The sequence below is a fragment of the Rhodopseudomonas palustris BisB18 genome, from assembly GCF_000013745.1.
Lineage (GTDB): Bacteria > Pseudomonadota > Alphaproteobacteria > Rhizobiales > Xanthobacteraceae > Rhodopseudomonas_A > Rhodopseudomonas_A palustris_F.
Window position 1 is genome coordinate 4,322,726 of record NC_007925.1, and the last position, 22,172, is coordinate 4,344,897.

25 protein-coding genes are annotated in these 22,172 nt (G+C 63.2%); 2 read left to right on the forward strand and 23 right to left on the reverse strand.

What is annotated here, in order from left to right:
• Positions 1-7: 7 nt before the first annotated feature.
• From RPC_RS19490 to RPC_RS19575, 18 genes are all read right to left on the reverse strand, one after another.
• Positions 8-1,210, reverse strand: coding sequence for a TrbI/VirB10 family protein (locus tag RPC_RS19490; protein ID WP_011474300.1), 1,203 nt, complete (start codon positions 1,208-1,210; stop codon positions 8-10).
• Positions 1,207-2,211, reverse strand: coding sequence for a P-type conjugative transfer protein TrbG (gene trbG / locus RPC_RS19495; protein WP_011474301.1), 1,005 nt, complete (start codon positions 2,209-2,211; stop codon positions 1,207-1,209). Before trbG ends, RPC_RS19490 begins: the two co-directional genes overlap by 4 nt.
• Positions 2,208-2,888 carry a conjugal transfer protein TrbF gene (gene trbF / locus RPC_RS19500; RefSeq protein WP_011474302.1) on the reverse strand — a complete coding sequence of 227 codons (681 nt, stop codon included), beginning with the start codon at positions 2,886-2,888 and terminating at the stop codon, positions 2,208-2,210. Before trbF ends, trbG begins: the two co-directional genes overlap by 4 nt.
• Positions 2,888-4,060, reverse strand: coding sequence for a P-type conjugative transfer protein TrbL (trbL, locus tag RPC_RS19505; protein ID WP_011474303.1), 1,173 nt, complete (start codon positions 4,058-4,060; stop codon positions 2,888-2,890). The genes trbF and trbL overlap by 1 nt, the downstream gene beginning before the upstream one ends.
• Positions 4,060-4,425 carry a putative entry exclusion protein TrbK-alt gene (gene trbK-alt, locus RPC_RS19510; protein WP_011474304.1) on the reverse strand — a complete coding sequence of 122 codons (366 nt, stop codon included), beginning with the start codon at positions 4,423-4,425 and terminating at the stop codon, positions 4,060-4,062. Before trbK-alt ends, trbL begins: the two co-directional genes overlap by 1 nt.
• Positions 4,422-5,159: a P-type conjugative transfer protein TrbJ gene (trbJ, locus tag RPC_RS19515; protein WP_011474305.1), complete on the reverse strand. Its 738-nt coding sequence runs from the start codon at positions 5,157-5,159 to the stop codon at positions 4,422-4,424. Before trbJ ends, trbK-alt begins: the two co-directional genes overlap by 4 nt.
• On the reverse strand, positions 5,156-7,597 hold the full coding sequence (trbE, locus tag RPC_RS19520; protein WP_011474306.1) for a conjugal transfer protein TrbE: 2,442 nt from the start codon (positions 7,595-7,597) through the stop codon (positions 5,156-5,158). The genes trbJ and trbE overlap by 4 nt, the downstream gene beginning before the upstream one ends.
• Positions 7,598-7,621: 24 nt before the next feature.
• Positions 7,622-7,903 carry a VirB3 family type IV secretion system protein gene (locus tag RPC_RS19525; RefSeq protein WP_011474307.1) on the reverse strand — a complete coding sequence of 94 codons (282 nt, stop codon included), beginning with the start codon at positions 7,901-7,903 and terminating at the stop codon, positions 7,622-7,624.
• On the reverse strand, positions 7,903-8,232 hold the full coding sequence (locus RPC_RS19530; RefSeq protein ID WP_011474308.1) for a TrbC/VirB2 family protein: 330 nt from the start codon (positions 8,230-8,232) through the stop codon (positions 7,903-7,905). Before RPC_RS19530 ends, RPC_RS19525 begins: the two co-directional genes overlap by 1 nt.
• Complete coding sequence (trbB, locus tag RPC_RS19535) at positions 8,229-9,149, reverse strand: P-type conjugative transfer ATPase TrbB (RefSeq protein ID WP_049766135.1); 921 nt, start codon at positions 9,147-9,149, stop codon at positions 8,229-8,231. Before trbB ends, RPC_RS19530 begins: the two co-directional genes overlap by 4 nt.
• 185 nt (positions 9,150-9,334) lie before the next feature.
• On the reverse strand, positions 9,335-9,775 hold the full coding sequence (locus tag RPC_RS19540) for a hypothetical protein (RefSeq protein ID WP_011474310.1): 441 nt from the start codon (positions 9,773-9,775) through the stop codon (positions 9,335-9,337).
• A gap of 8 nt (positions 9,776-9,783) precedes the next feature.
• Positions 9,784-11,781, reverse strand: a complete 1,998-nt coding sequence (locus RPC_RS19545) for a conjugal transfer protein TraG (protein WP_011474311.1) — start codon at positions 11,779-11,781, stop codon at positions 9,784-9,786.
• A gap of 123 nt (positions 11,782-11,904) precedes the next feature.
• Entirely contained in the window at positions 11,905-13,656 is a 1,752-nt protein-coding gene (locus RPC_RS19550; protein ID WP_011474312.1) for a relaxase/mobilization nuclease domain-containing protein, read from the reverse strand.
• Between the two features lie 249 nt (positions 13,657-13,905).
• On the reverse strand, positions 13,906-14,811 hold the full coding sequence (locus tag RPC_RS19555) for a lytic transglycosylase domain-containing protein (protein ID WP_011474313.1): 906 nt from the start codon (positions 14,809-14,811) through the stop codon (positions 13,906-13,908).
• Complete coding sequence (locus tag RPC_RS19560) at positions 14,811-15,326, reverse strand: S26 family signal peptidase (protein ID WP_011474314.1); 516 nt, start codon at positions 15,324-15,326, stop codon at positions 14,811-14,813. The genes RPC_RS19555 and RPC_RS19560 overlap by 1 nt, the downstream gene beginning before the upstream one ends.
• Positions 15,323-15,787: a DUF2840 domain-containing protein gene (locus RPC_RS19565; protein ID WP_011474315.1), complete on the reverse strand. Its 465-nt coding sequence runs from the start codon at positions 15,785-15,787 to the stop codon at positions 15,323-15,325. Before RPC_RS19565 ends, RPC_RS19560 begins: the two co-directional genes overlap by 4 nt.
• 309 nt (positions 15,788-16,096) lie before the next feature.
• On the reverse strand, positions 16,097-16,972 hold the full coding sequence (locus tag RPC_RS19570; protein ID WP_041803098.1) for a replication initiator protein A: 876 nt from the start codon (positions 16,970-16,972) through the stop codon (positions 16,097-16,099).
• 22 nt (positions 16,973-16,994) lie between these two features.
• Positions 16,995-17,279, reverse strand: coding sequence for a helix-turn-helix transcriptional regulator (locus RPC_RS19575; RefSeq protein ID WP_011474317.1), 285 nt, complete (start codon positions 17,277-17,279; stop codon positions 16,995-16,997).
• A gap of 205 nt (positions 17,280-17,484) precedes the next feature.
• Here RPC_RS19575 and RPC_RS19580 point away from each other — a divergent pair, with 205 nt between their 5' ends.
• Positions 17,485-18,684, forward strand: coding sequence for an IS256 family transposase (locus RPC_RS19580; RefSeq protein WP_011474318.1), 1,200 nt, complete (start codon positions 17,485-17,487; stop codon positions 18,682-18,684).
• A gap of 152 nt (positions 18,685-18,836) precedes the next feature.
• Here the strand turns inward: RPC_RS19580 and RPC_RS19585 are convergent, their stop codons facing one another.
• The 3 genes from RPC_RS19585 to RPC_RS25665 form a co-directional block, all read right to left on the reverse strand.
• On the reverse strand, positions 18,837-19,415 hold the full coding sequence (locus RPC_RS19585) for a DUF2285 domain-containing protein (protein ID WP_011474319.1): 579 nt from the start codon (positions 19,413-19,415) through the stop codon (positions 18,837-18,839).
• A gap of 7 nt (positions 19,416-19,422) precedes the next feature.
• Positions 19,423-19,614, reverse strand: coding sequence for a transcriptional regulator domain-containing protein (locus tag RPC_RS26920; protein WP_011474320.1), 192 nt, complete (start codon positions 19,612-19,614; stop codon positions 19,423-19,425).
• 159 nt (positions 19,615-19,773) lie between these two features.
• Positions 19,774-20,052, reverse strand: coding sequence for a DNA -binding domain-containing protein (locus RPC_RS25665; RefSeq protein WP_011474321.1), 279 nt, complete (start codon positions 20,050-20,052; stop codon positions 19,774-19,776).
• Between the two features lie 153 nt (positions 20,053-20,205).
• Between RPC_RS25665 and RPC_RS19590 the strand changes: the two genes are divergently transcribed.
• Positions 20,206-20,460: a helix-turn-helix domain-containing protein gene (locus RPC_RS19590; protein ID WP_011474322.1), complete on the forward strand. Its 255-nt coding sequence runs from the start codon at positions 20,206-20,208 to the stop codon at positions 20,458-20,460.
• Positions 20,461-20,610: 150 nt separating this feature from the next.
• Here RPC_RS19590 and RPC_RS19595 read toward each other — a convergent pair whose 3' ends face one another.
• Together RPC_RS19595 and RPC_RS19600 are read right to left on the reverse strand one after the other, a co-directional pair.
• On the reverse strand, positions 20,611-20,934 hold the full coding sequence (locus RPC_RS19595) for a DUF736 domain-containing protein (protein WP_011474323.1): 324 nt from the start codon (positions 20,932-20,934) through the stop codon (positions 20,611-20,613).
• Between the two features lie 568 nt (positions 20,935-21,502).
• On the reverse strand, positions 21,503-22,129 hold the full coding sequence (locus RPC_RS19600; RefSeq protein ID WP_415914749.1) for a hypothetical protein: 627 nt from the start codon (positions 22,127-22,129) through the stop codon (positions 21,503-21,505).
• Positions 22,130-22,172 lie beyond the last annotated feature (43 nt).

The following is a 22,172-nucleotide window of genomic DNA, read 5'->3' on the forward strand; positions in this document are numbered from 1 at the left end:
TGTGTTCCTAACCTTTGTAGGGTTCGAGCACGAGGTCCCGATTGACGATCACGCGCACCGGAAATCCCGGTCGGATTGTCAATGTCGGCTGAATATTGAGATTGCGTCGAACCACTTGCTGACCGGTCTGATTCAGACTGTCGCTCGACCCGCGTCGAAGGGCCTGGATGATGTCTGCGTTGTTGCCGCTCGTGGCCGTGCTTGATCCGAGTTCCGTTCCGACGCCGAGCAAGGTCGAAAGCAGCGCCGCCTTGAACAATGCACCCCAATGTTGATCGACCCCATCCTCAAGCCCTGCATAACCGGCAGTGTCGGCGCCAGGCTGTCGTTCCAATACAATTGATCGACCATTCGGCATGATCAGGCGGGTCCAGACCAACAGCACCCGGGACTGACCGAACGCAATTTGGCTGTCATAAATCCCTATTAGCCGGGCTCCCTGCGGAACGAGCAGCCAACGCCCGGTTGGACTGTCAAAAATGTTCTCGGTAACCTGAGCGGTGATTTGCCCAGGAAGATCCGAGCGGATCCCAGTGATGAGCGACGCCGGGATGACGTTGCCAGCCTGCACCACATAGGTTGACGCAGGCGCCGCGACCCGGTCGGGGCTTGTGGTTCGGCGATCGATCGGGCCATTGACGAAGGCGAGCTTGCGGTCCTGGCCATTCTGAGCAAAGGCGTCGTCGGCCGCGGGGTGAGCAGACTGGCTCGTGGTTGTCGCTGATGAATCAGTCGCAACTGTTTGCAGCGCCGGCATCGGCAAGTCCCGAATATTGGTCGAAGCAAACAGCCGGCTGAGCCGCGCTGCTTCGATCTCCTGGCTCTCGCGCTGCTGCTCTTGATCGGCGCCGGGTATGAGTGTCGACGGCGCATTTTGCGCGCGCAGGATCGGCCGGCCGAGATCGCCCGGTAACGCCGGTCCAAGTGGAGGCGCCTGCCGCGGCACCCCGGCATAGTCGCGCGGCAATCCCGTCAGACCATCGGCGACCTGGCGATGCTCGGTTGTGTAGAGTTCGCTTGATTGTGTGGTGCGCGACCGATTGTTCTGCAGCGCCCATAGCACCGCACCGAAGATCGCAAATGTCCCAACGGCCGCACCTCCTGCCAGCACCTTGCGTGACAATCGCGTCACACGTGGGCGCTCTGCCCGCAATCGCATCGATGCGACCGGTTCGGGTTCAACGCGAGCGTCGTCGGCTCCTCCGCTCATCGCCCTCTCCCGTCGGTGCGGCTGATCCGGACGCTCTGCTGATGCTCGCCGCCCATGCGCAGTTCCGCCGCGGCGAACAGGCGATCGACGATGTAATAGTTCTGCCGGACGCGATAGTTCACTAGTTGCCCCTCGCCTTCGGGGCCAATCACGAACAGCGGCGGCGCCTCGCCCTGGGCTATCCCGCTAGGCATCTCGATGTAGACCTTGGAGCCGTCATCGAAGGCGGAGAGCGGACGCCAGGGTGGGTTGTCACCCTCGATTGCGTAGCGGAAACGCAGCCGCGATATGTCGACGCCGGTCACGATCGGGGTCGCGGCTTCCGCGCTCGCATTCTGCCGACGCAGCGCAATCAGCTGATCCTGTGGGTATTGCCAGGACACCGAGGCCATATAGGTCTTCTCGGCGGAACGCAGCTCAAGCAAATAAGTGCGGCGATCGGTGTTGATGACCAGATTGGAGACGAGGTCGGGTCTGGTAGGCTTCATCAGGATATGAATCCGCTTGGTCGGTCCTGCCCCGCTTTCAGTGTCGCCAATGATCCAGCGCACGGTGTCGCCGGCGGCGACCGGCCCGGAGCCAACGAGTTGCTCGCCTTCCTGCAGAGCAACATCGGTCACCTGACCCGGCGCGGCATAGACCTGATACAGCGCCCCGGACGAGAACGGATAGACCTGCACCGCATTGATGTAGCCGTGGCGAGTGGGCTGAACGCGCGCAGCGGCATTGGCCTTCTCGACACGTTGACGAGGGTCGGGCGACTCAGGCTTTGAACGCGCGCCCTTCAGCGGCTTCAACTGACCCGGCAGCGGCAAGGGCGTCGGCAATTCCACGATCTCGACCGGTTTCGGTGGATCCAGCATCTGGACGGCGGGCTGTGCCTCGATGTCATAGGAGATGTCCGGCGGAGGCTTCAGCGGGATGGTGCAGCCAGCAACCATCGAAACCGACAGTAGCAGGACTGGCCAGGCAGCGTGACGCAACAACAGTGACTTCATCATCCAAGCTCCTTCGACCAGTTGATGGCGTTGACGTAGATCCCAAGTGGATTCTTGCGCACACGATCCGCATCTCGCGGCGCGTCGATCACGACGGTGACGATCGCGGTCCAGCGCTCGGTGACGCTCAGGCTGCCGTTCTCATAGGCGCGCTGGATCCAGGCGACGCGGAACGAGGTCGGCGAGGCACGGATCACACTGGAAACTTCGATCGAGATCTGAAGCTTTCCGAGGTTGGCGAAGGGATCGTTGGTGCGGGCAAAATCGTTCAGCGCCGCAGCACCCCGATCGGTGGTGAAGTCGTAGGCGCGAAGCCAGTTCTGCCGCAGCACAATGCCGTCGGCGGGAAGACCGCGAACTTCCTCAATGAAGCGCGCGAGGTGGAATGCGATCTGCGGATCGGTCGGCTGAAACCGGCTGTCCGCAGGCGCCACGGCCTGGGCCTGACCGAGACGATCGACCTCCACCACCCACGGCGTGACGGTGCCGCGGACCGATTGCCAGACCAAACCGGAGGCAAGCCCGCCGGATAGCAGCAGGCAGCCGAACGCCATCAGGCGCCAGTTTTTGGCCTGGACCCGTGCCGAGCCGATCCGCTCGTCCCAGACTTGCGCAGCCTTCTGATACGGCGTTTCGGGTTTGGGCGTGCGGCCGTAGTGTACGGAAGATCTCTTGAACATCAGCTTTTCCCCTCGGAAACATCGACCGACGCGCCGCCGCCGCCATGATCACCGGAACGGACCGCATGGACCGCGGCGGAAGCCCCGTGGCCGACGGTTTGCGAGCGCTTCATGCGGGTGGCCCACGCCGGTTCACCGCCAGACGGCGAACCTGGCGACGCTGCTCCCTGCCCTGATTGATCGGCTGCGCTTCGGCGCAGCGGGCTGGCGATGGTTGAGCCACCCGCCTGCATCAAAGTGGCGGCACCACGCGCACCGCCGGCAAGAACGCCGCCAGCGGCCCCGGCAGCCATCGTCGCCCCAGCCGCACCGGCAGCGACGATGCCGCCCGCCGCAAGACCGGTCCCAACCGCCGCACCTGCGCCGAGCTGCGGACCTCCCGACACAATGCCGTTGGCGATCCCCGGACCAAAAATGCCGAGGCCCAGCAACGACAATGCGGCGAGCACCAGCGTCAGAGCATCCTCGATGGTCGGCTGGTTGCCGCCGAATCCAGCGGTGAATTGCGAGAACAGCGTGGTGCCGATGCCGACAATGACGGCGAGAACCAGCACCTTGATGCCGGATGAGATGACGTTGCCAAGCACGCGTTCGGCGGCAAATGCGGTCTTGCCGAACAGGCCGAATGGGATCAGCACGAAACCCGCGAGCGTCGTCAGCTTGAACTCGATCAGGGTCACGAACAGCTGGATCGCCAGGATGAAGAAGGCGAGCAGCACCACGATCCAGGCGAACAGCAACACGACAATCTGAACAAAATTCTCAAAGAAGCTGATGTAGCCCAACAGACCCGAGATCGAGTCCAGGATCGGTCGTCCGGCATCGATGCCGACCTGGGCGACCCGGCCGGGCCTGAGCAGATCGGCCATCGACATCCCGGTGCCGGACGCCTTCAGTCCTAGTCCTGCAAGACTCTCGAAAACAATGCGGGCGAGGCTATTCCAATTGCCGATCAGGTAGGCGAACACGCCGACGAACAGCGTCTTCTTTGCGAGCCGGGCAATGATGTCCTCGTCGGCTGCCCAGCTCCAGAAGATCGCCGCGAGCGTGATGTCGATTGCGGCCAGCGTGGTGGCCAGAAACGCCACTTCGCCATTGAGCAAGCCAAAGCCCGAATCAATGAAACGGGTAAAGACCTCGAGAAAGCGATCGATAACCCCGGTGCCCCCCATCAGCGTGTCTCGCTTTGCTGCGGATCGACCCGGGCCGGCATGACACGGTCCTGAATCTTGAGTGGCGCGGATGGGGTCGCCGGCAATTCAGCCGGCGAGGGTCGCGGTTGCGCAGGCGCAAAGAACTGCCGCCGGTTGTCGGCCCATATCCGCCGGCAGACCTCGAGTGCTGAAGTCTCGCTGGATGAGATCGTTCGGCAGCGCGCGAGCTCCGAGGCCAACGTGTCGGCTTGCTCACGCTCGAGCGGCGCGATCGCGCCACCACCTTCGTCGCGCCCACCGTGAATGACTGCAGCTGTCACGGCAACGACGGCAAACGCCACTGCCGCTAGACGTGCGAGCTGTCGGGAAGAGAGCTTCTTCATTGGTGGAACATCTGAACGTTGCTGGGCTGGTAGCCGGCGCCAGGGGTCAGGAAGCGGCGGAGCTGCTCCCTACCCTGGTCCTGCGCGGCGCTGCGTTGGGCGGCATCCAGGCTCGCGGCCCGTCCTTGAGCTGCGACGGTCGCGGTCAGATCCGCGAGTTGCTGGCCCTGCAACGCGATCAGCTGGTTGCCGGCCTGGGCCGCCTGCAGCGCTCCGGTCGCGGACTGGCTCGACGTCACCAGCGCCGACATCTCGCTGCGATGGGTATCGAGATTGCCGACGACGCCGGCCTGGACCCGCAGCGCATCCTGCAAGGCTGCGAGAGAGGTCTGCCAGCGCTGCTGCGCATTGCCGATCAGCGCCTGGCTTGATGTGCCGGCCGATGCCGGCGCGTAGGTAGTCGTAAACGCCCGGTCGATCTGCTGGACGTCGTAGGCGATGCGTTGCGCCTGCACGAGAAGCTGTTGAGTGCGCTGGATCGACGATTGCAGTTGCTGCAACGACGAATATGGCAGGCTGGCCAGATTCCTCGCCTGATTGATCAACATCTGCGCCTGATTCTGCAGCGAGGTGATCTGGTTGTTGATCTGTTGCAGCGCGCGCGCCGCCGTCAGCACATTCTGGACGTAGTTGTTTGGATCGAACACCACTACCTGCGCCCGGGATGGCACTGGTACGGTCGCAATGGTCAGAGCTATGGCGCTCGCCGTGACGAGGTTACGGATTCTGATCATGCTGACGGCTCCTTTGTGGAAAGCCTTGGGATGAAATCGACCGCCCAGCCGGCGCCGCGCTGGGTCAGCCAGGCGGCGAGGAAGCCGTCACGGCCATGTTCGGCGATGACGCTCTCGATCAAGGTATGATCGGCCTTCGAGGACGCGGCCGCCAAAGCCAGCGCGACACCGCCGAGGCCAAGCTCGAACAGCCGGTTGCCGCGCCGCGACTGGCAGTAGTAATCGCGCTTTGGCGTGGCCCGGGCCAGGATCTCGATCTGGCGGTCGTTCAGGCCGAAGCGGCGATAGATCGCGGTGATCTGCGGTTCGATCGCGCGCTCGTTGGGCAGGAACAACCTTGTCGGACAGCTCTCGATGATGGCCGGTGCGATCGCCGAGCCATCGATGTCCGATAGTGATTGGGTGGCGAAGATTACCGAAGCGTTCTTCTTGCGCAGCGTCTTTAGCCACTCGCGAAGCTGGCCGGCAAAGCCCTCGTCATCAAGCGCGAGCCAGCCTTCGTCGATGATCAACAAGGTCGGCCGGCCATCGAGCCGCCGCTCAATGCGATGAAACAGATAGCCGAGCACCGCGGGCGCGGCGCTGGTGCCGATCAGCCCCTCGGTCTCGAAGGCCTGGACTGCGCCCTCACCCAGCCGTTCAGCCTCGGCATCGAGCAGCCGGCCGTAGGGACCGCCGAGGCAATAGGATTGCAGCGCGCGCTTCAGAGTCTGCGACTGCAGCAGCACTGACAGGCCGGTCAGCGTGCGCTCCGGTGCCGGCGCAGACGCCAGCGACGACAGCGCCGACCACAGATGCTCTTTCGCTTCCGGGGTGATCCGGATGGTCTCACGCGCCAAAATGTTGCCGATCCATTCCGCCGCCCATCCGCGCTCCGCGGCGTCATCGATCAGAGCCAGCGGCTGCAGCGCGACCGGTTCGGTCGCATTGTCGGAGAGCGCGCCACCGAGATCGTGCCAATCGCCGCCCATCGCGAGCGCGGCGGCCCGGATCGAGCCGCCGAAATCGAAAGCGAACACCTGTGAACCGGCGTAACGCCGGAACTGCAGCGCCATCAGCGCCAGCAGCACACTCTTGCCGGCGCCGGTCGGACCGACGACCAGCGTATGCCCAACATCGCCAACGTGCAGCGAAAACCGGAACGGGGTCGCGCCCTCGGTGCGGGCAAAGAACAGCGGCGGAGCATCAAAATGATCGTCTCGGAGCGGTCCGGCCCATACCGCCGAGAGCGGAATCATGTGGGCCAGATTCAGCGTCGAAACCGGCGGCTGGCGAACATTGGCGTAGGCGTGACCTGGCAGCGATCCGAGCCAGGCTTCGACGGCGTTGACGCTCTCAGCCATGCAGGTGAAGTCGCGGCCTTGAATTACTTTCTCTACAAGGCGGAGCTTTTCGTCAGCGGCACGCGGGTCGCCGTCCCATACCGCGACCGTTGCTGTGACAAAGGCCTGCCCGATCGCGTCGGACCCGAGTTCCTGCAACGCCGCGTCCGCATCCATCGCCTTGTTCTGGGCGTCGGTATCGACCAGGGTCGCGGCCTCGTTGGTCATCACCTCCTTGAGGATGGCCGCAATCGATTTGCGCTTGGCGAACCACTGCCGCCGAATCTTCGTCAACAGCTTTGTGGCGTCGGTCTTGTCGAGCATGATGGCGCGGGTCGACCAGCGATAGGCGAAGGCCAGTGCATTCAATTCGTCGAGGATGCCGGGAGTGGTGGTGGTCGGGAAACCCACGATGGTCAGCACCCGCAGATGCGCATTGCCGAGCATCGGCTCCAACCCACCGGTCAGCGGCTGGTCGGCCAGCAGTGCATCGAGATACATCGGCGTTTCCGGAACCCTGATCCGGTAGCGCTTGGTCGAGATCGTGGAATGCAGATAGGTCAGGGTGTCCTGGTCATCGAGCCAAGCGCTCTCGGGCATAAAACCCTCGACCAGTTGAAGCACCCGGTCGGTGCGATCGACGAAACCGCCCAATATCTCGCGTGCATCGGTGCCTTCGTCGCGATCGCGCCCCTCGTACAGCAAGCGCTCGGCGCGCGCGACATCGGCGGCCGGCGGCAGATAGAGGAAAGTCAGGAAGTAGCTGGATTCGAAGTGCGCGCCCTCCTCCTCGAACTGAGCGCGGCGCTCGAGATCAACTAAAGCCGATGCAGCATCCGGAAAATGGCACTCGGGATATTTGCTCGCGGGATGGCGCTGCGCCTCGACGAACACGGCCCATCCCGACCCCAGCCGGCGCAAGGCATTGTTCAAGCGTGCCGTAATACCGACCAGTTCGGCCGGCACGGCGGAATCCAGGTCCGGCCCGCGAAACGTTGCGGTTCGCTGGAAAGATCCGTCCTTGTTCAACACCACGCCCTGACCGACCAACGCGGCCCAGGGCAGAAAGTCGGCGAGGCATGTCGTCGAGTGCCGATACTCCGAAAGATTCATCATCGGGCGATCTCCATGATGGTTGCCTCAGACGCTCAGATGTCCGGAGATCCGCAGATGCCTGCGCACCACATCGACGAATTGAGGATCCCGCTTGGTTGCCCACACCGCGGCGCCATGGCCGATGACCCATAGGACGAGACCAGCGAGCCACAGACGCAGGCCGAGGCCGAGTGCGGCGGCCAGCGTGCCGTTGAGGATGGCAACCGCGCGCGGCGCGCCGCCGAGCAGGATCGGTTCGGTGAGCGCGCGATGCACCGGCACGGTAAAGCCCGGGATCGGCTGTTCTGCAGTGGCGGAAGCGTCCATCACACCACCACGCCGCCGCCGAACGAGAAGAACGACAGGAAGAAGGAGCTCGCCGCGAACGCGATCGACAGGCCGAACACGATCTGGATCAGCCTGCGGAAACCACCCGAGGTATCGCCGAACGCCAGCGTCAAGCCAGTGACGATGATGATGATCACCGCGAGGATTTTGGCGACCGGCCCTTCCACCGATTGCAGGATCTGACTGAGCGGCTGTTCCCAAGGCATGTTCGAGCCGGCAGCCCAAACCGAACCTGAGATGAGCGCAAAAGGGGCGGTAGTGACTGCGGTGACGGCGTGGCGACGAATATGCTGAAGCGACGGATTCATGGCTGATCTCCTGCGGCTTTGAGCACGTAATCGCCGTCAGGGCCGAGGCCCTCGACCTGAGCGAGCTCAGTCAGGCGGCGATCGGAACCGCGTCCGGCCAGCACGGCGGCGAGTTGAATGGTCTCGGCGATCAGCGCGCGCGGCACGGTGACGACGGCTTCCTGGATCAGTTGCTCCATCCGGCGCAGCGCGCCGAGCGCGGTGCCTGCATGGATGGTACCGATGCCGCCCGGGTGGCCGGTGCCCCAGGCCTTCAACAGGTCGAGCGCCTCGGCACCCCTCACCTCACCGATCGGGATACGGTCGGGCCGAAGCCGCAGCGATGACCGAACCAGGTCCGACAACGAGGCCACGCCGTCCTTGGTGCGTAGCGCGACGAAATTCGGCGCCTGGCATTGCAGCTCGCGGGTATCCTCGATCAGCACCACGCGATCGGACGTCTTGGCAACTTCCGCCAGCAGCGCATTGGTCAGCGTGGTTTTGCCGGTCGAGGTGCCACCCGCGACCAGAATGTTACGGCGCTCCGCGACGGCCGCGCGCAGGGTCTCGGCCTGACACGCCGTCATGATTCCGGCTGCGGCGTAGTCGTCGAGCGTGAAGACCGCGACCGCGGGCTTGCGGATCGCAAAGGTTGGTGCAGCGACGACTGGCGGGAGCAATCCCTCGAAACGCTCGCCGGTTTCCGGCAACTCTGCCGAGACGCGCGGTGAAGCCGAATGCACCTCCACGCCGACGTGGTGCGCGACGAGACGGACGATCCGCTCGCCATCGCGGGCCGACAACCGTTCCCCGGTATCGACAAGTCCAACTGCCAGCCGGTCGATCCAGAGCCGGCCATCCGGGTTGAGCATCACCTCAACGACTTCAGCATCTTCCAGCCAAAGCGCGATCGACGGACCCAATGCGGTCCGCAGCATGCGCGCGCCACGCGATGTCGCCTCGTGATTGAGATGATGGATTGCCACTTTTGCCCCGCTTGTCGGCCGTGAATACGACCGGAAATCTCGGGGATGATTAGGAAAGGCAGGATACGCGATCGCGCAACAAGATCAGATCGGTCGTAGCGTTGTGGCGTAGAAAGGCAGGCGGACGGCGAACTCGCTTACAAGGAACCATCCGTTCGGTCTGGTGCTGCGTCCTTGGGAACAAGGTCCTGCGAGATTTCCTGCGACAGGGTCTGCCCCTTGGCCAGGCGTCGCCCGAGCGCCTCGACAAAACCTTCGTAGCGCTCGCGGCCTTTGGCCTGCGCGGCCGGCTGTGCGGTATCCGGCAATGGCGGGGTCACAGTGAGCCAGAAGCGGACGAACAGTGCGAGCGCCTCGTTCGAGATCATGACGTGGCGCTCCAATCGTTCGGCCTGCCGCGTCAGGCGATCGAGCCGACGGCCCAGTGCTGCTTCCATCCGTTCCGAATTGTCCGGCGACAGATACGATGCCAACGCAGTCTCCACCACGAGCGCCTGCGGTACGCGCTTGCGGGTGGCGTAGTCAGCGAGTTGGCCAGCGAGGTCCGGCGGCAGACGAAAAGTGTGCTTGGTCCGCATGATCGCTCCTAGAGTTCGATACCATCGCCGGGATCCATCGCGGCCTGGCGTGCAAGCCCACGAACCTGCCGACGCAATGCACGGGCACGGGCTGCTTCGTCGTCGGGCTCGTCTTCGACAAACCCAAACTCAGGTGGCGGGGTCGCTCGCTCCGGGGCAATTTCCTCGTGGTCGGGAAGCTCTGGTTCCCGGCGGATGCCGGCGTTGGCGGGATCACCCGTGGAATCGTCTCCCGGCGCGTCGGAAATCCGACCGTCACGGCCTGCCGCGGGAGATGGCAATCGGCACCAGTCATCGTCTGGCTTCGTACTGCCCTGCTTTGCCTCCAGCAACGGCGGCGTCAGGATCCGCTCGGTCAATCTTGGATCTTCGAAGTAGCGCGCCTTCTTGGCCCGGATCGGCGGACAACCTGAGATCAGCACCAATTCATCGCTGGGCGGCAGTTGCATCACCTCGCCGGGCGTCAGCAGTGGTCGTGCTGTCTCCTGCCGCGACACCATCAGATGACCGAGCCAGGGACTGAGCCTGTGCCCGGCATAGTTCTTCATCGCCCGCATCTCGGTCGCGGTGCCAAGCGCATCCGACACCCGCTTGGCGGTGCGCTCGTCGTTGGTGGCAAACGAGACCCGGACGTGGCAATTGTCCAAAATGGCGTTGTTGGGCCCGTAGGCCTTTTCGATCTGATTGAGCGACTGCGCAATCAGAAAGCTTTTCAGCCCATAACCGGCCATGAAGGCCAACGCCGACTCGAAGAAATCCAACCGGCCCAGCGCCGGAAATTCGTCCAACATCAGCAGCAATCGATGCCGCCGCCCTTTCGGATGCAGATCTTCGGTGAGCCTACGGCCGATCTGGTTGAGGATCAGCCGCACCAACGGTTTGGTCCGGCTGATGTCGGATGGCGGCACCACCAGGTAGAGCGTGACGGGACGCTCGCCCTCGACCAGATCACTGATGCGCCAGTCGCAATGCTGCGTCACCTTCGCCACCACCGGATCGCGGTAGAGACCAAGGAACGACATCGCGGTCGAGAGCACGCCGGATCGTTCATTCTCGCTCTTGTTGAGGAGCTCGCGAGCGGCAGATGCGATCACCGGATGCGGACCCGCCTCCCCAAGATGCGCCGACGTCATCATCGCCCGTAGCGTTGCCTCGATCGGCCGCTTCGGATGGGACAGAAAGCCGGCAACACCGGCGAGCGTCTTGTCCGGTTCGGCATAGAGCACGTGAAGAATTGCGCCGACCAGCAGAGCATGGCTGGTCTTTTCCCAATGGTTGCGCCGCTCCAGCGAGCCCTCGGGGTCAACCAGCACATCGGCGACATTCTGGACGTCGCGGACCTCCCACTCGCCGCGGCGAACCTCGAGCAGCGGGTTGTAGGCCGCCGACCTCGAATTGGTCGGATCGAAAAGCAACACCCGGCCATGCCGGGCCCGATAGCCCGACGTCAGTGTCCAGTTCTCGCCCTTGATGTCATGGACGATGCATGAGCCCGGCCACGTCAGAAGCGTGGGCACCACCAGACCGACGCCCTTGCCGGACCGGGTCGGCGCAAAACACAGCACATGTTCCGGACCATCGTGACGCAAATAGTCCTGCTCGAACCGGCCGAGCACGACACCGTCCGGCCCGGTGAGACCGGCGGCACGAAGCTCAGGCAGCGACGCCCAGCGCGCCGAGCCATAGGTGGCGGCAATCTTCACCTCACGAGCGCGCCACACCGACATGCCGATCGCAACCGCAATCGCCAGGAACCCACCTGACGCCGCGATGTAAGCCCCCTCGACGAACACGTCAGGCGCATAGGCGTCGTAGGCGTACCACCACCAGAAAAACGCCGGAGGAAGATAGACCGGAACACCGGGCAGCAGCTCAAACCAGGGCTGTCCGAGTTGCGGCTGGAAGCCAAGCTTCCACGCGACCCATTGCGTCGCCGCCCACATGGTGATGAGGACGACCGCGAAGACGACGATGATCTGACCCCAGAGGATCTTGGTGGCGGACACGAACCTGGTTCCGAGACAATGGATTCACTCAAACAAATGGTGCTTCGGTCGGTCTTCAATGCCGTTGTTGGCAAAGTCGCATTGGCGCGCACCGTGGCGAAGAATTGCCGACCCTGCCCGAAGTTAGAGGCCGAGCCCGCGCTTTCGGCCAAAGCTCCAGTCCACCCCTCCGCCCGGCTTCACGATGCCGGAGATGTGGCGGCCGAGTTGCTGCTCCAATGCCGGCCGCCAAGGCACCAGTTGAAAGCCGAGGCCGTCGTCGATCATCGCGAACCGGCCGCTGATAAGCGTGAGACGTTGACGATAGATGCCGGCAACGTATGCGCCCTCTGCGGCTGAACGATAGGCGAGCCCGTTCTCGGCACCAATTCTCTTGGCCGCGGCATCCAGCTCGCGTCGACGCAACGTATCGAGCAGATCCCGCGCAAACACGAGCCGGCTTCCATGCCGGCTCGCGAGCCCCTCACTCGCCAGATGATCGACGCGACGCTCCATTGCGTCGCGCACCTCGGCTCCGAACCCGCCGCCACCGATCGCCGGTTCGCGGGAAATGAGTTGACGGTCGAGCCAGGTCGCGCCCGGCGCTGTAACTTGGTCCTGCAAGCTGAGATCCGACCGGACGGCCAACGACAGCCGTTTCCTGCCGTTGGCATCGTCATAGGCTCGCGCTTCGACAATGGCGCCGGGCGCGGCGTCGCCGGTCATTTCAAGATCGGAAAAGCGAAGGTGATGCGTCCTGCCATCGACTCCATCGACCACCGCATAGGCGGAGCCCCTCAACTCGTCATGGAGCCCGCGCGCCATCAGCCGGCCAAGCACCGGATCGGCGACCTCATCGCCATGAAGCGCGAACCTCGACACATCCGGCTCGCGACCGAGTCCCGCCATCGCCCGGTGCATGGTCTTGATGATGTCGCCGCGGACGGATAGATCGCGCAACGTATCCTCGAGACCGGGCTTCAAGCTCCAGCAGCCCGGCCCGATTTGCTCGGCAAGTCCGAGGCGCTCCAGCTTCGTCACCCTGCCGATCATCAGCCGCCGCAGTTCCGGATCATTGTCCGCTGAGTCAGGCCTCAGATCGGCCATCCCCGCTCCCTCATCGGCTGCGGTTTGCAGTGCGCGGTCGAGACCGGTCCAACGCTCGGCATCGACCTCCTTCTCGAGCGTGGATCGGATCTCCCGCTCACTGCGTGGACCCAGCTCAAGCGTGACCCGTTCGGCGGCGCGGGCCCGAATTCCACGACTGATGTAGTCGCGGCTGATGACGAGGTCCTGGCCGTCATTGGCACGCCCGCGGACCAGGATGTGGACGTGCGGATTGTCGGTGTTCCAGTGATCGACGCCGATCCAGTCAAGCCTGGTGCCGAGATCGCGTTCGGCATCCACCATCAGTTCCCGGGTAAAGGCTCGCAGATCCTGCATCTCGGGCGCGTCTTCCGGTGAGACGATAAAACGAAAATGATGACGGTCATCCTCGCATCGCTCAGCGAAGCCGCGTTCATCTGCGGCGTCGGACCTGGCATCGAACATCCGGACATCCGCGCCATCCCGAGTGACTCCCTCGCGCTTGAGATAGATGACATGCTTGGTCAGCGGCGCCGATCGGAAACGGCTGCCACGATGCCGCACCACCCGCGCCTTCACCACCACCCGCCGCGATGGCGACCGAAGCGACAAAGCCAGCGCCGCGGAACGCCCCCGGCCGAACCGGGAGGCCGTGCCTCGCCCTTCCCGGCCAAAGCCTTTCCCCGAGTGCCCTGCCTTTTTGGCGGCGCGCATGACCTGCCCGACAAAGCTCTTCTGTCGGACCGCACCGCGGCCGCCATCACGGATACGGCCCGGACGCAGACGCAAATCATCATTGGGCTGCTTCATGGTGATCTCGAGATCCGCAGTACATCACCGACGGCGCTCGGCAGCTTGATTTTCCACGCAGTTTCGTTGGAGGCGCCAGCAGACGATTTCTGGCCGCGTCGCAAATCCTCAACCCGACCAACCACATGCGCACGACGGACGTCGGCGCTTTTATCTCGCCATCTGTGGCCTCACCTCTCCGCCTCAGCTGACTTCTCTGCGAACCTACGGCCCTGCACGAGAGACTGCGATGCACCACGATTTGGATCATCACGGTCGAACCCAGCTGGCACTGCGCGCAAATAGGTTGCTCGATTGCGGCACGAGCGCCGATAGATCGACCACGGCGCGGGTACTTAGTGAACCATCAGGCCGCACGTCGGACGACGTCCGACCAGCAGTTGAGTTACTTGCCGGGCGCATGATAAACAGGGGGCAGCGTGCCACCGTTAGCGAGGTCGTGATGACGCCACTCCCGACAGCATACAATTCGATCCCGATCATCGGCATGATCGCCGCGACGTAGGCTTGCGTCTCATCGGGCAACGATCGCCCGGTCGCCAGATGGTCGTCGTAACGTCGGGGACCGGCATTGTAGGCGGCAATAAATCCCGCCATGCCGTACCGATCATGGAGTTCGCGGAGATAAGCAGCGCCAGCCAGGATGTTGTCGTGCGGATCGTAGGGATCAGCACCGAGACCGTAGCGCGTACGCAATTCCGTCCACGTCTCCGGCATAATCTGCATCAGCCCGATGGCGCCTTTCGCTGATCGGGCTCGCATCTTGCCAGAGCTCTCAGCCCGCATCACCGCACGGATCCAGCGTTCCGGGATCGCAAACCGTTCGGAGGCCTCGGTGATAAACGGCGCAAGGGAGTCGGCAAGCGGTTGACTTGCGGTCTGCGTGCCGCGTGCTGGCTGGTCGGCGCAAGCAACACCATTGCACGACAGCGATGATGCGAGAATCGCGAAGATCCAAACCATCGTACCGGCAAGTCGGCGACGTAGCCGGATGATCGCCGCCTTCGGCTGCAGGCCAGAAATCCCTCGGCCTGAACGCCGCTTGGCGCCTGTCATGCGCACGATAGCGATGCGGGCATTGGCCGGGAGGAAGGAATGACCCGCATTCAGATCGCGTACAGAAAAAACAGAGAGGATGCGATCGGACGGCAACATCACTCCTCCTCTTTGGTCCAGAGAGGCTCTGCTCGTCCGAGGATCGCAGTCGCCGGCGTCACGCCGAAATATCGGCCGTCGAGCGAGTCGGCGGACTGCAAGTTCATGAGGAAGACTTCGCCCTCGGCAACCACATGGCAGCCCTGCCAGACCGGCAGCGATCGGTCTCTGCGGTCGCGCTCCAGCGCCTCACCCAGCGCGATATCGTCAACCGAAATAAGGAGATGATTCCGGCAAACCGTCTGTCCGGGTAGCGCCAACACGCGCTTCAGCATCGGAATGCCGCGGGGTAGATAACCGCCCTCGCTCAGGAATTTGGCAAGCGGCTCTGGCGGCTGGACCGCGACCAATTCGGTGACGGCAAGTTTGCGGATCGGCCGCAGCCGGTAGAGCCCGACGGGCACGCTCTCGGAGGCGTTCCAGATGAAAAGCTTCGGTGTTTGTTCGCCCATTGAAACCAACAGGATCGCTGCAGCCGATAGCGTCGTGAGAAATGTCACTTTCCGGGCCTTCATGTTGCGATCCTGCGTCGCTGGAGCCAAGCCTGATGCCGCGTTCGCGTGTAGGCGCGGGGCACCTCGTTGACCGACAGACGGTTGTGGACGTGATGCCAGTAGTCTGGCGCGGCGTCGGCGGGATCGAAGCCGAGCGCCTCGACGGCATCGACGAACTGCAGCACGCGCTCGACCTTAGGCCAGCCGGCCAGTCGCAACAGGATCTCGCCACCGGGGCGCACAAAAGGCACGGTCGTGCAGCGCTGACCCGGCGGCACAGCCCTGACTATGTCGATGCGCGAAACGACCGTCCCGAAATCGTTCGAGGTCCAACGAACGAACGCAAAGATGCTGCCCGGCGCGAACGAAAGGATGCGGCGCTTGCGGTCGAGAATCTGTTCCTGGGCAGCGTGACCGAACCGGATCCAGTTCTCGATCCGCTTTTCCAGCCACAGCAATTCGACATGCGTGAGGTTATCCATGTCGGCCTCCCGAGATTGGAGGACTGCCGAACCAGGACGCCGCACATTCGGAGAGCGAGCGTATTGTTGGTACGGCCCTTCGGGTTTGGAAGGGCGTTGGCAGTAAAGCAGCGCACCGCTGAAAGTGGCACCACACCAGCGAAACCGCGACGTCCGTTAGAAAGAATCCGAAGGATTCCAGGTTAGAGAAGTTACGGGCGCTGCAAGCCGTTGAGCGGCAATCCGTTTCGCCCGATTTCGGTCCCCGATAGCACGAGGATCGGGTCCCCGATAGCACGAGGGTTGCGGTCCCTGATAGCACGAGATGATTCACAGCTTGTCCTCAGGCACGGTTGCGCGACCGCGCAAGGCAATCGTCATCGGATCGACAGGAATGGGCGTGAAGTTGAGGCGCTCGGTGCCGCGCAGACCGCGTTCAATCAGCAACCGATAACCGGGGATGGTCTGGCGGCGGACGATTTCGCGCAGGTCGTAGGCAAAGTGTTTTGGCGGCGAGAGGCTGCCGGATTTGGCGTGAAGATGGTAAAAGTCAAAGCTCCAGCCGCCGGTCTGGTGGCCGCCATGTTTGCGAACCAGGCGATAAAGCCAGCGCTCCAATCCGCCGGTCAGACTGAAATACGCCCCGTCGATGGTCAGTACGAGCGCCTCGTCCAGCACGCCGGCATAGAACCAATCCGGCAGGATCAGCTCCAGCCCGAGCGCACGACCGTGCGGATCGGCGGTCTCTTTCCATTCATTGATCCAGGAGAAACGATGCCGCCGGCGCTCGGTCGGCTGGCGGATCGAGGTCATAATCGTCGTCGATTGCAGACGATCGAGTGCAGCCTTGAGGCGGTCGTAGTCGCGTGCGCCGGTGCCGCGGCCGACGAATGTGAGGATTTCATAAGGCGTCGCCGCCATCAGCCGAGATGTCTTGAGACCGGCGTCACGGGCTTCAACGATCTGCGAGGCAGCCCAGATCAGAACGTCAGCGTCCCAGATCGTCGCCATACCGTATTCCGGCACAGCTTCGACCCGAATGGCAATCTTGCCGGCGCGAAAATCGATCGGCGCGACGCGCTTCGATTTTGCAAGCGAGAAGAACGGATAGGCCATCAGATCCTGCGCGTCCCGCGGCGAAAGATCGCCAGGAAGCGCACGAAACAGCTCGAGTTGCTCGCGCTCCGATCTGCGCAGACGTCGAATCGCCATGTGCGCTCCCGTACAATCAGCGACGGGTCTGGCCGGCATAGGCCACCAGGGCCGATGCATGCCGCTTGGCGGGTAGCACGACCCCTGTGCCGGGATCGGAGGTCGAGGTCTTGGTCCCGCGATCAACCCAGGTTTTCAGATCTTCGAGCGCATAGACGACGCGGCCGCCGATCTTCCGATAGGTCGGGCCGGTGCCGTAGGTGCGGTGCTTCTCCAGCGTACGGCCCGACAGACCGAGGAACCGAGCGGCCTCGGGCGTGCGCAGGTAGCGTGGCGGTAGACCGGCATTGGGATCGACCATTTGGAAGCCTCCGTGATTTCGTGGAGCGCGCGAGCGGTTCGCGGCGCGGGTCGTGTCCCACCAAGTGGTGTAGCTCGGTAGAGCAAAGCCGCCCGCACGCGCGCCCTCAACTGGCGCCGTAGCGGGCGGGCGGCTTTGCGGCGGTCATCGACGATTTCCCGGTAGGATCGGGTTGCGACACACCAACGCAACCGAGGAACCACCGATGACCGACGACATGATGAACCTGCGCTCGCTCGTGGAGAAGACCCCCGACGCCGATTTGCTGCGCGAGATGATCGGCTTTGCCGCCCAGCGGCTGATGGAGATGGAGGTCGGCAGCCTGACCGGCGCCGGCTATGGCGAGAAGACCCCCGAGCGACTGGCGCAGCGCAACGGCTATCGCGACCGCGACTGGGAGACCCGCGCCGGCACCGTCGAACTGCGGATCCCGAAGCTGCGCAAGGGCAGCTATTTTCCGGGCTTTCTGGAGCCGCGGCGGATGGCCGAGAAGGCACTCACCGCGGTGATCCAGGAGGCCTATGTGCATGGCGTCTCGACCCGCTCGGTCGACGATCTGGTCAAGGCGATGGGGATGAGCGGCATCTCCAAGAGCCAGGTGTCGCGGCTGTGCGAGGAGATCGACGACAAGGTGAAGGCGTTTCTTGGCCGGCCGATCGAGGGCGACTGGCTGTATCTGTGGATCGACGCCACCTACGTCAAAGTGCGCCAGGCCGGGCGCATCGTCTCGGTCGCGGTGATCGTCGCGGTCGGCGTCAACAGCGACGGGCGGCGCGAGATTCTCGGGCTCGATATCGGGCCCTCCGAGGCCGAGACGTTCTGGACCGGGTTCCTGCGCAAGCTCGCCCGCCGGGGGCTACGCGGCGTCAAGTTGGTGATCTCCGACGCCCATGAAGGCATCAAGGCCGCGGTCAGCAAGGTCTTCAACGCCACCTGGCAACGCTGCCGCGTCCACTTCATGCGCAACGTGCTCGCCCATGCCGGCAAGAGCGGGCGGCGCGTCGTCTCCGCCTTCATCGGCACGGCGTTTGCGCAGGACGACGCTGAAGCCGCGCGAACCCAATGGCGCCGGGTCGCCGACCAACTGCGGCCGAAGCTGCCGAAGCTCGCGGCCTTCCTCGATGAAGCCGAGGTCGATGTGCTCGCCTATATGAGCTTCCCGCCGGCGCATCGCACCAAGCTGCATTCGACCAATCCGATCGAACGCCTCAACGGCGAGATCAAGCGTCGCACCGAGGTGGTCGGCATCTTCCCCAACGAAGACGCCATCATCCGTCTGGTCGGCGCCATCCTGCTCGAACAGAACGACGAATGGGCGGTGCAGCGCGCCCGCTACATGACGCTGGAAACCATCGCCCCGATCGGCGATGATCCCGCCGTCAGCCTTCCGGCATTCGCCAGCTGACCGGCCCGGACCAACCCGGCAGTCGCGTGACCCGCCGCCAGCTACACCACGCCACGGGACACGATCGCGGCGCGTCGGAGGTCACGATGGCGGAGTGGCAATGTCCGAGGGGATGCCGATGATCGAAGTGCCAATTTTCGGCACCCCGTGGCTCACCCGGATTTTCGCTTCTTGCGCTGGGGCCGATGCAAAAGGCCGCGATAGCCACCCCGCATCAAAGCAAAGCCGGTCTGCACCAATCGGATGGTCCGATTGCGCAAATCATGGGTCTTCCACGCTCGCTCGGGGATGCTTTTCCCGCCGAACAGCACCACTGCTATGCCTCGATAACTATTGCCTTCGACCCTGGCATCAAGCGCGCGAAGTGCCATCGAAAGTCGCCGCCGGCGCTGCGGGGAGAGCGCATACAGTGCAGGACCAGCGGCACGCCCACGCAGCGTCCGCCACAACCTCCTCGCGGCATTCGCGCGAATATCGAAGTCCTCGTCGAACGACAATTCGGCGGCGTAGGTTTCGCCGATCACGGGCGGCTGTCGTAGCCAAAGCCGATGTTCCACCTCTCGAACGCGCAACACGACATGCCAGCCGTCGGCCGCTTGGCGAATTTCGCCGGTCGACAAATGCGCCAGACTGAGCCCATTGCCAGCGGCAATTGCACGGCTTGGACCGACCGCAATAACGGTTGGAAGAACTTCTGGGGCCCAGAATATCGGCTGATCCAGCGACGACAACGTCGGATCAGCGGCGAAAGGAGAGGCCCCATTGGCTCCTGAAGGGTATCATCAGTGCTTGATCAGGCGGTCTCCCGAGCGCCTGCCAGTCGCGCCGGTAGTCCGGATTGCGACGAAGACACTCCCAGGCAAAGCCGGTGTGATCGAGCGCTTCGGCGCGGGCATAGGTCGCAGGTGATCGCCAATCAAAATTAGGCATCTGGTCGTCCCCCTAACCGCGCGAGCAATGATGCACCCACCGCATCGTACCAGCCAACCGCTCACGCACTTCAGTAATAATGCAACTTCTGAGGTACCAAACTGACCGCTACATCTGGGTGAAAGTTTGTTCGTATCACAGCTGAAGCGCCAATCAGATTCATTCTGGGATGTTCGGACGCAATAGATACCGGTAGCCGCTTTCGGTCATCCATTTTGCGCGAGCCAAGTGGCTCTCATACGCACGACGAGCTCGTTCTTGTTCGCAAGCGGGATCGATGTGTAGAACGATTTTCGCCACTTCCTGCCAATCTGCATCCTCGGCATCGGCATCCAGCAGACGTAAATAAGTAACCAGATGCTCCTGGTCATAGCTCGTCAGCGTCGGACCAACCGGTGCGACATCGGCAACGTCGGGATCGAGTTCAGGATTACGCATCAAACATCCTGCGGGGAGAATTCGGCCTCGAGTGATATCAGCATTTGGCGAAAATACGCCGTCGTTTGGTCACATTCCACTAAGGAAACGTCCCGTTCGAATACATATTATAGAGGATAAACCTTGTAGTGTGTAAAGACGCATTTTGCGCAAATGGATATGCGCAAGCTTGTCGGCCGGAATTTTGCGAGATTGCGGAAAGAGAAAGACTTCACCCAGGAGCGTTTTGCTGAGGTTTCGGGCTTCACGCAGCAGTATGTCAGCGGTCTTGAACGAGGCAAGCGCAACCCGACAGTTGTCACACTGTTTCATCTCGCAGCGGCTCTTGGCGTCAGTCACGTCGATCTGATTCAGCCAGATGAGGAAGCCGCCGGTGAGCGCTCGAAAGCGGCGAGGCGGAAAGCCTGATCAACGCGTGGCCGACGCGCCGGCGTCTGGAAATTCTGAGACAAGGTCCCGCGCCGCGAGAGGTTTGCCGGATCTGCGGTCACCCAGCAGAAGCTATCGCTGCTCGAAACGCCCGCTCAGTTGAGCGAGGCGTTCCGGTGATTGGTTCGGTCAGTCGCCGTTGGGCTTGCGGCTGCGGGACCAGATCAGGGTGAAGGTCTCGGCGTCTTCGTCGTCGAACAGGTTGGCGTAGATCGGGGCGTTGAAGCTCGGATCGTCCAGCTTGACCGAGAGGTAGTCGCGTCCTTCGCCGGAGCGCTTCGACCAGGCGGCCCCGATCTCGGCGCGGCCGACGTAGACCCGGTGGCTCGGCGCGTTCTCGTTGCTGCGGTCGGTTTCGGGAACGATGCGGACGCCCTTGGTCTGAAGGCTCAGGGTGACGATCTCGCCCTGGAATTCCTGGCCGGATTTCTTGAATGAGCCGATGTTAGCCATGTCACTTCTCCTTGCTGTTTTCGAGCCCGCGACCACCGCGGCCTCGATGGCGATCTGAAAGCCGAAGGCGATCGACGCCGCACCCGGTTGGGCCGTAGCGCAGCGGAGGATGGCGACGGGGAGACTTTCTTGCCTCGCGAGGAATGGGCGGACCGGGGCCCCCCGCGAAATATCGCGTGGGGTGGTCTGCCCAGGGGAAGAAAGTTTCACCACAGCCATTGCGGTCCAGGCGATCGAGGCGCAGCCGGCCTTCGGCCAGATCAAGCCAAAGAGAGGCAAGGTGCTCGCGTGCGTGAACAGCATGTTGGGGGGAGACGTGCCAGCTATCGATCGGCACACACAAGAGACTCAGCCACCCAGGCGAAACAACAGAAACCCTGGCGTACAGAAAGGCGGCTCTTGCATCCCGAGCAACAGAGGACGCCTCGCGCCAGCGACCCGGGGTTTGAAGTCCGCGGAGACGTCGGCCGTCCATCGAAGCGCTCACGAGGAACGCCCGACAGAGAGGTCGCGACCACCCGCAGCTATTCGTTCGATTTCACAACCGCCCGACGACTGACCCGCGCATTCACACGCTGGTCGTCACCGATTCCAGCGGCGGCTGAGGAGAACTTGCGTGAACGCCCTCGATCGGCAGCGGGGCTACCAGCATCCCCATCCGTGTCCATGCCGAGCCACCGACGGTGACGGCGCCGATCAAGGCGAACACTTGGCGCCAGCCTTCCGAGACAATGCCGAGATGAGCAAAGCCGAGGCTTAATTGATAGCCCGCGACGGCGGCCGGCAACGCGAACAGCAGGCCGACCACAAGGCGGAAAGCGGCAGAACGCGCGACGGAGAACGCAAGCTGTCCGGCAACGAGTGCGAAAGCGCCGAAGATGATACCAACGACAATGGCGCCAAACGGCCCTGCTCCGGTTAGCAATGCGGAGATTCCTGCCATCATGCCGACGAAGAACGGCAATGCATAAACGGCAATCCTGAACATGGCCCAGCAGAGCATGCCGAGGCCTGCGATATTGAGAACAATGCCGGTGATGATCATGGTGGTGGCTCCCGTGACAAATGTTGCAAGGGTTGCGCCTTCCACCACCACCACGGCGCAGTGGAAATTATAGCGCAAGCCGGTCGTGGCGCCAGCGAGAATTCGCGGTGGCGTCTTCGGGGCGTTGGGCGGAATAATCAGCGGATGCACGGTCGGCGAAACGTGCTGAAGCCGGATTGGTCTCCTCGCCATG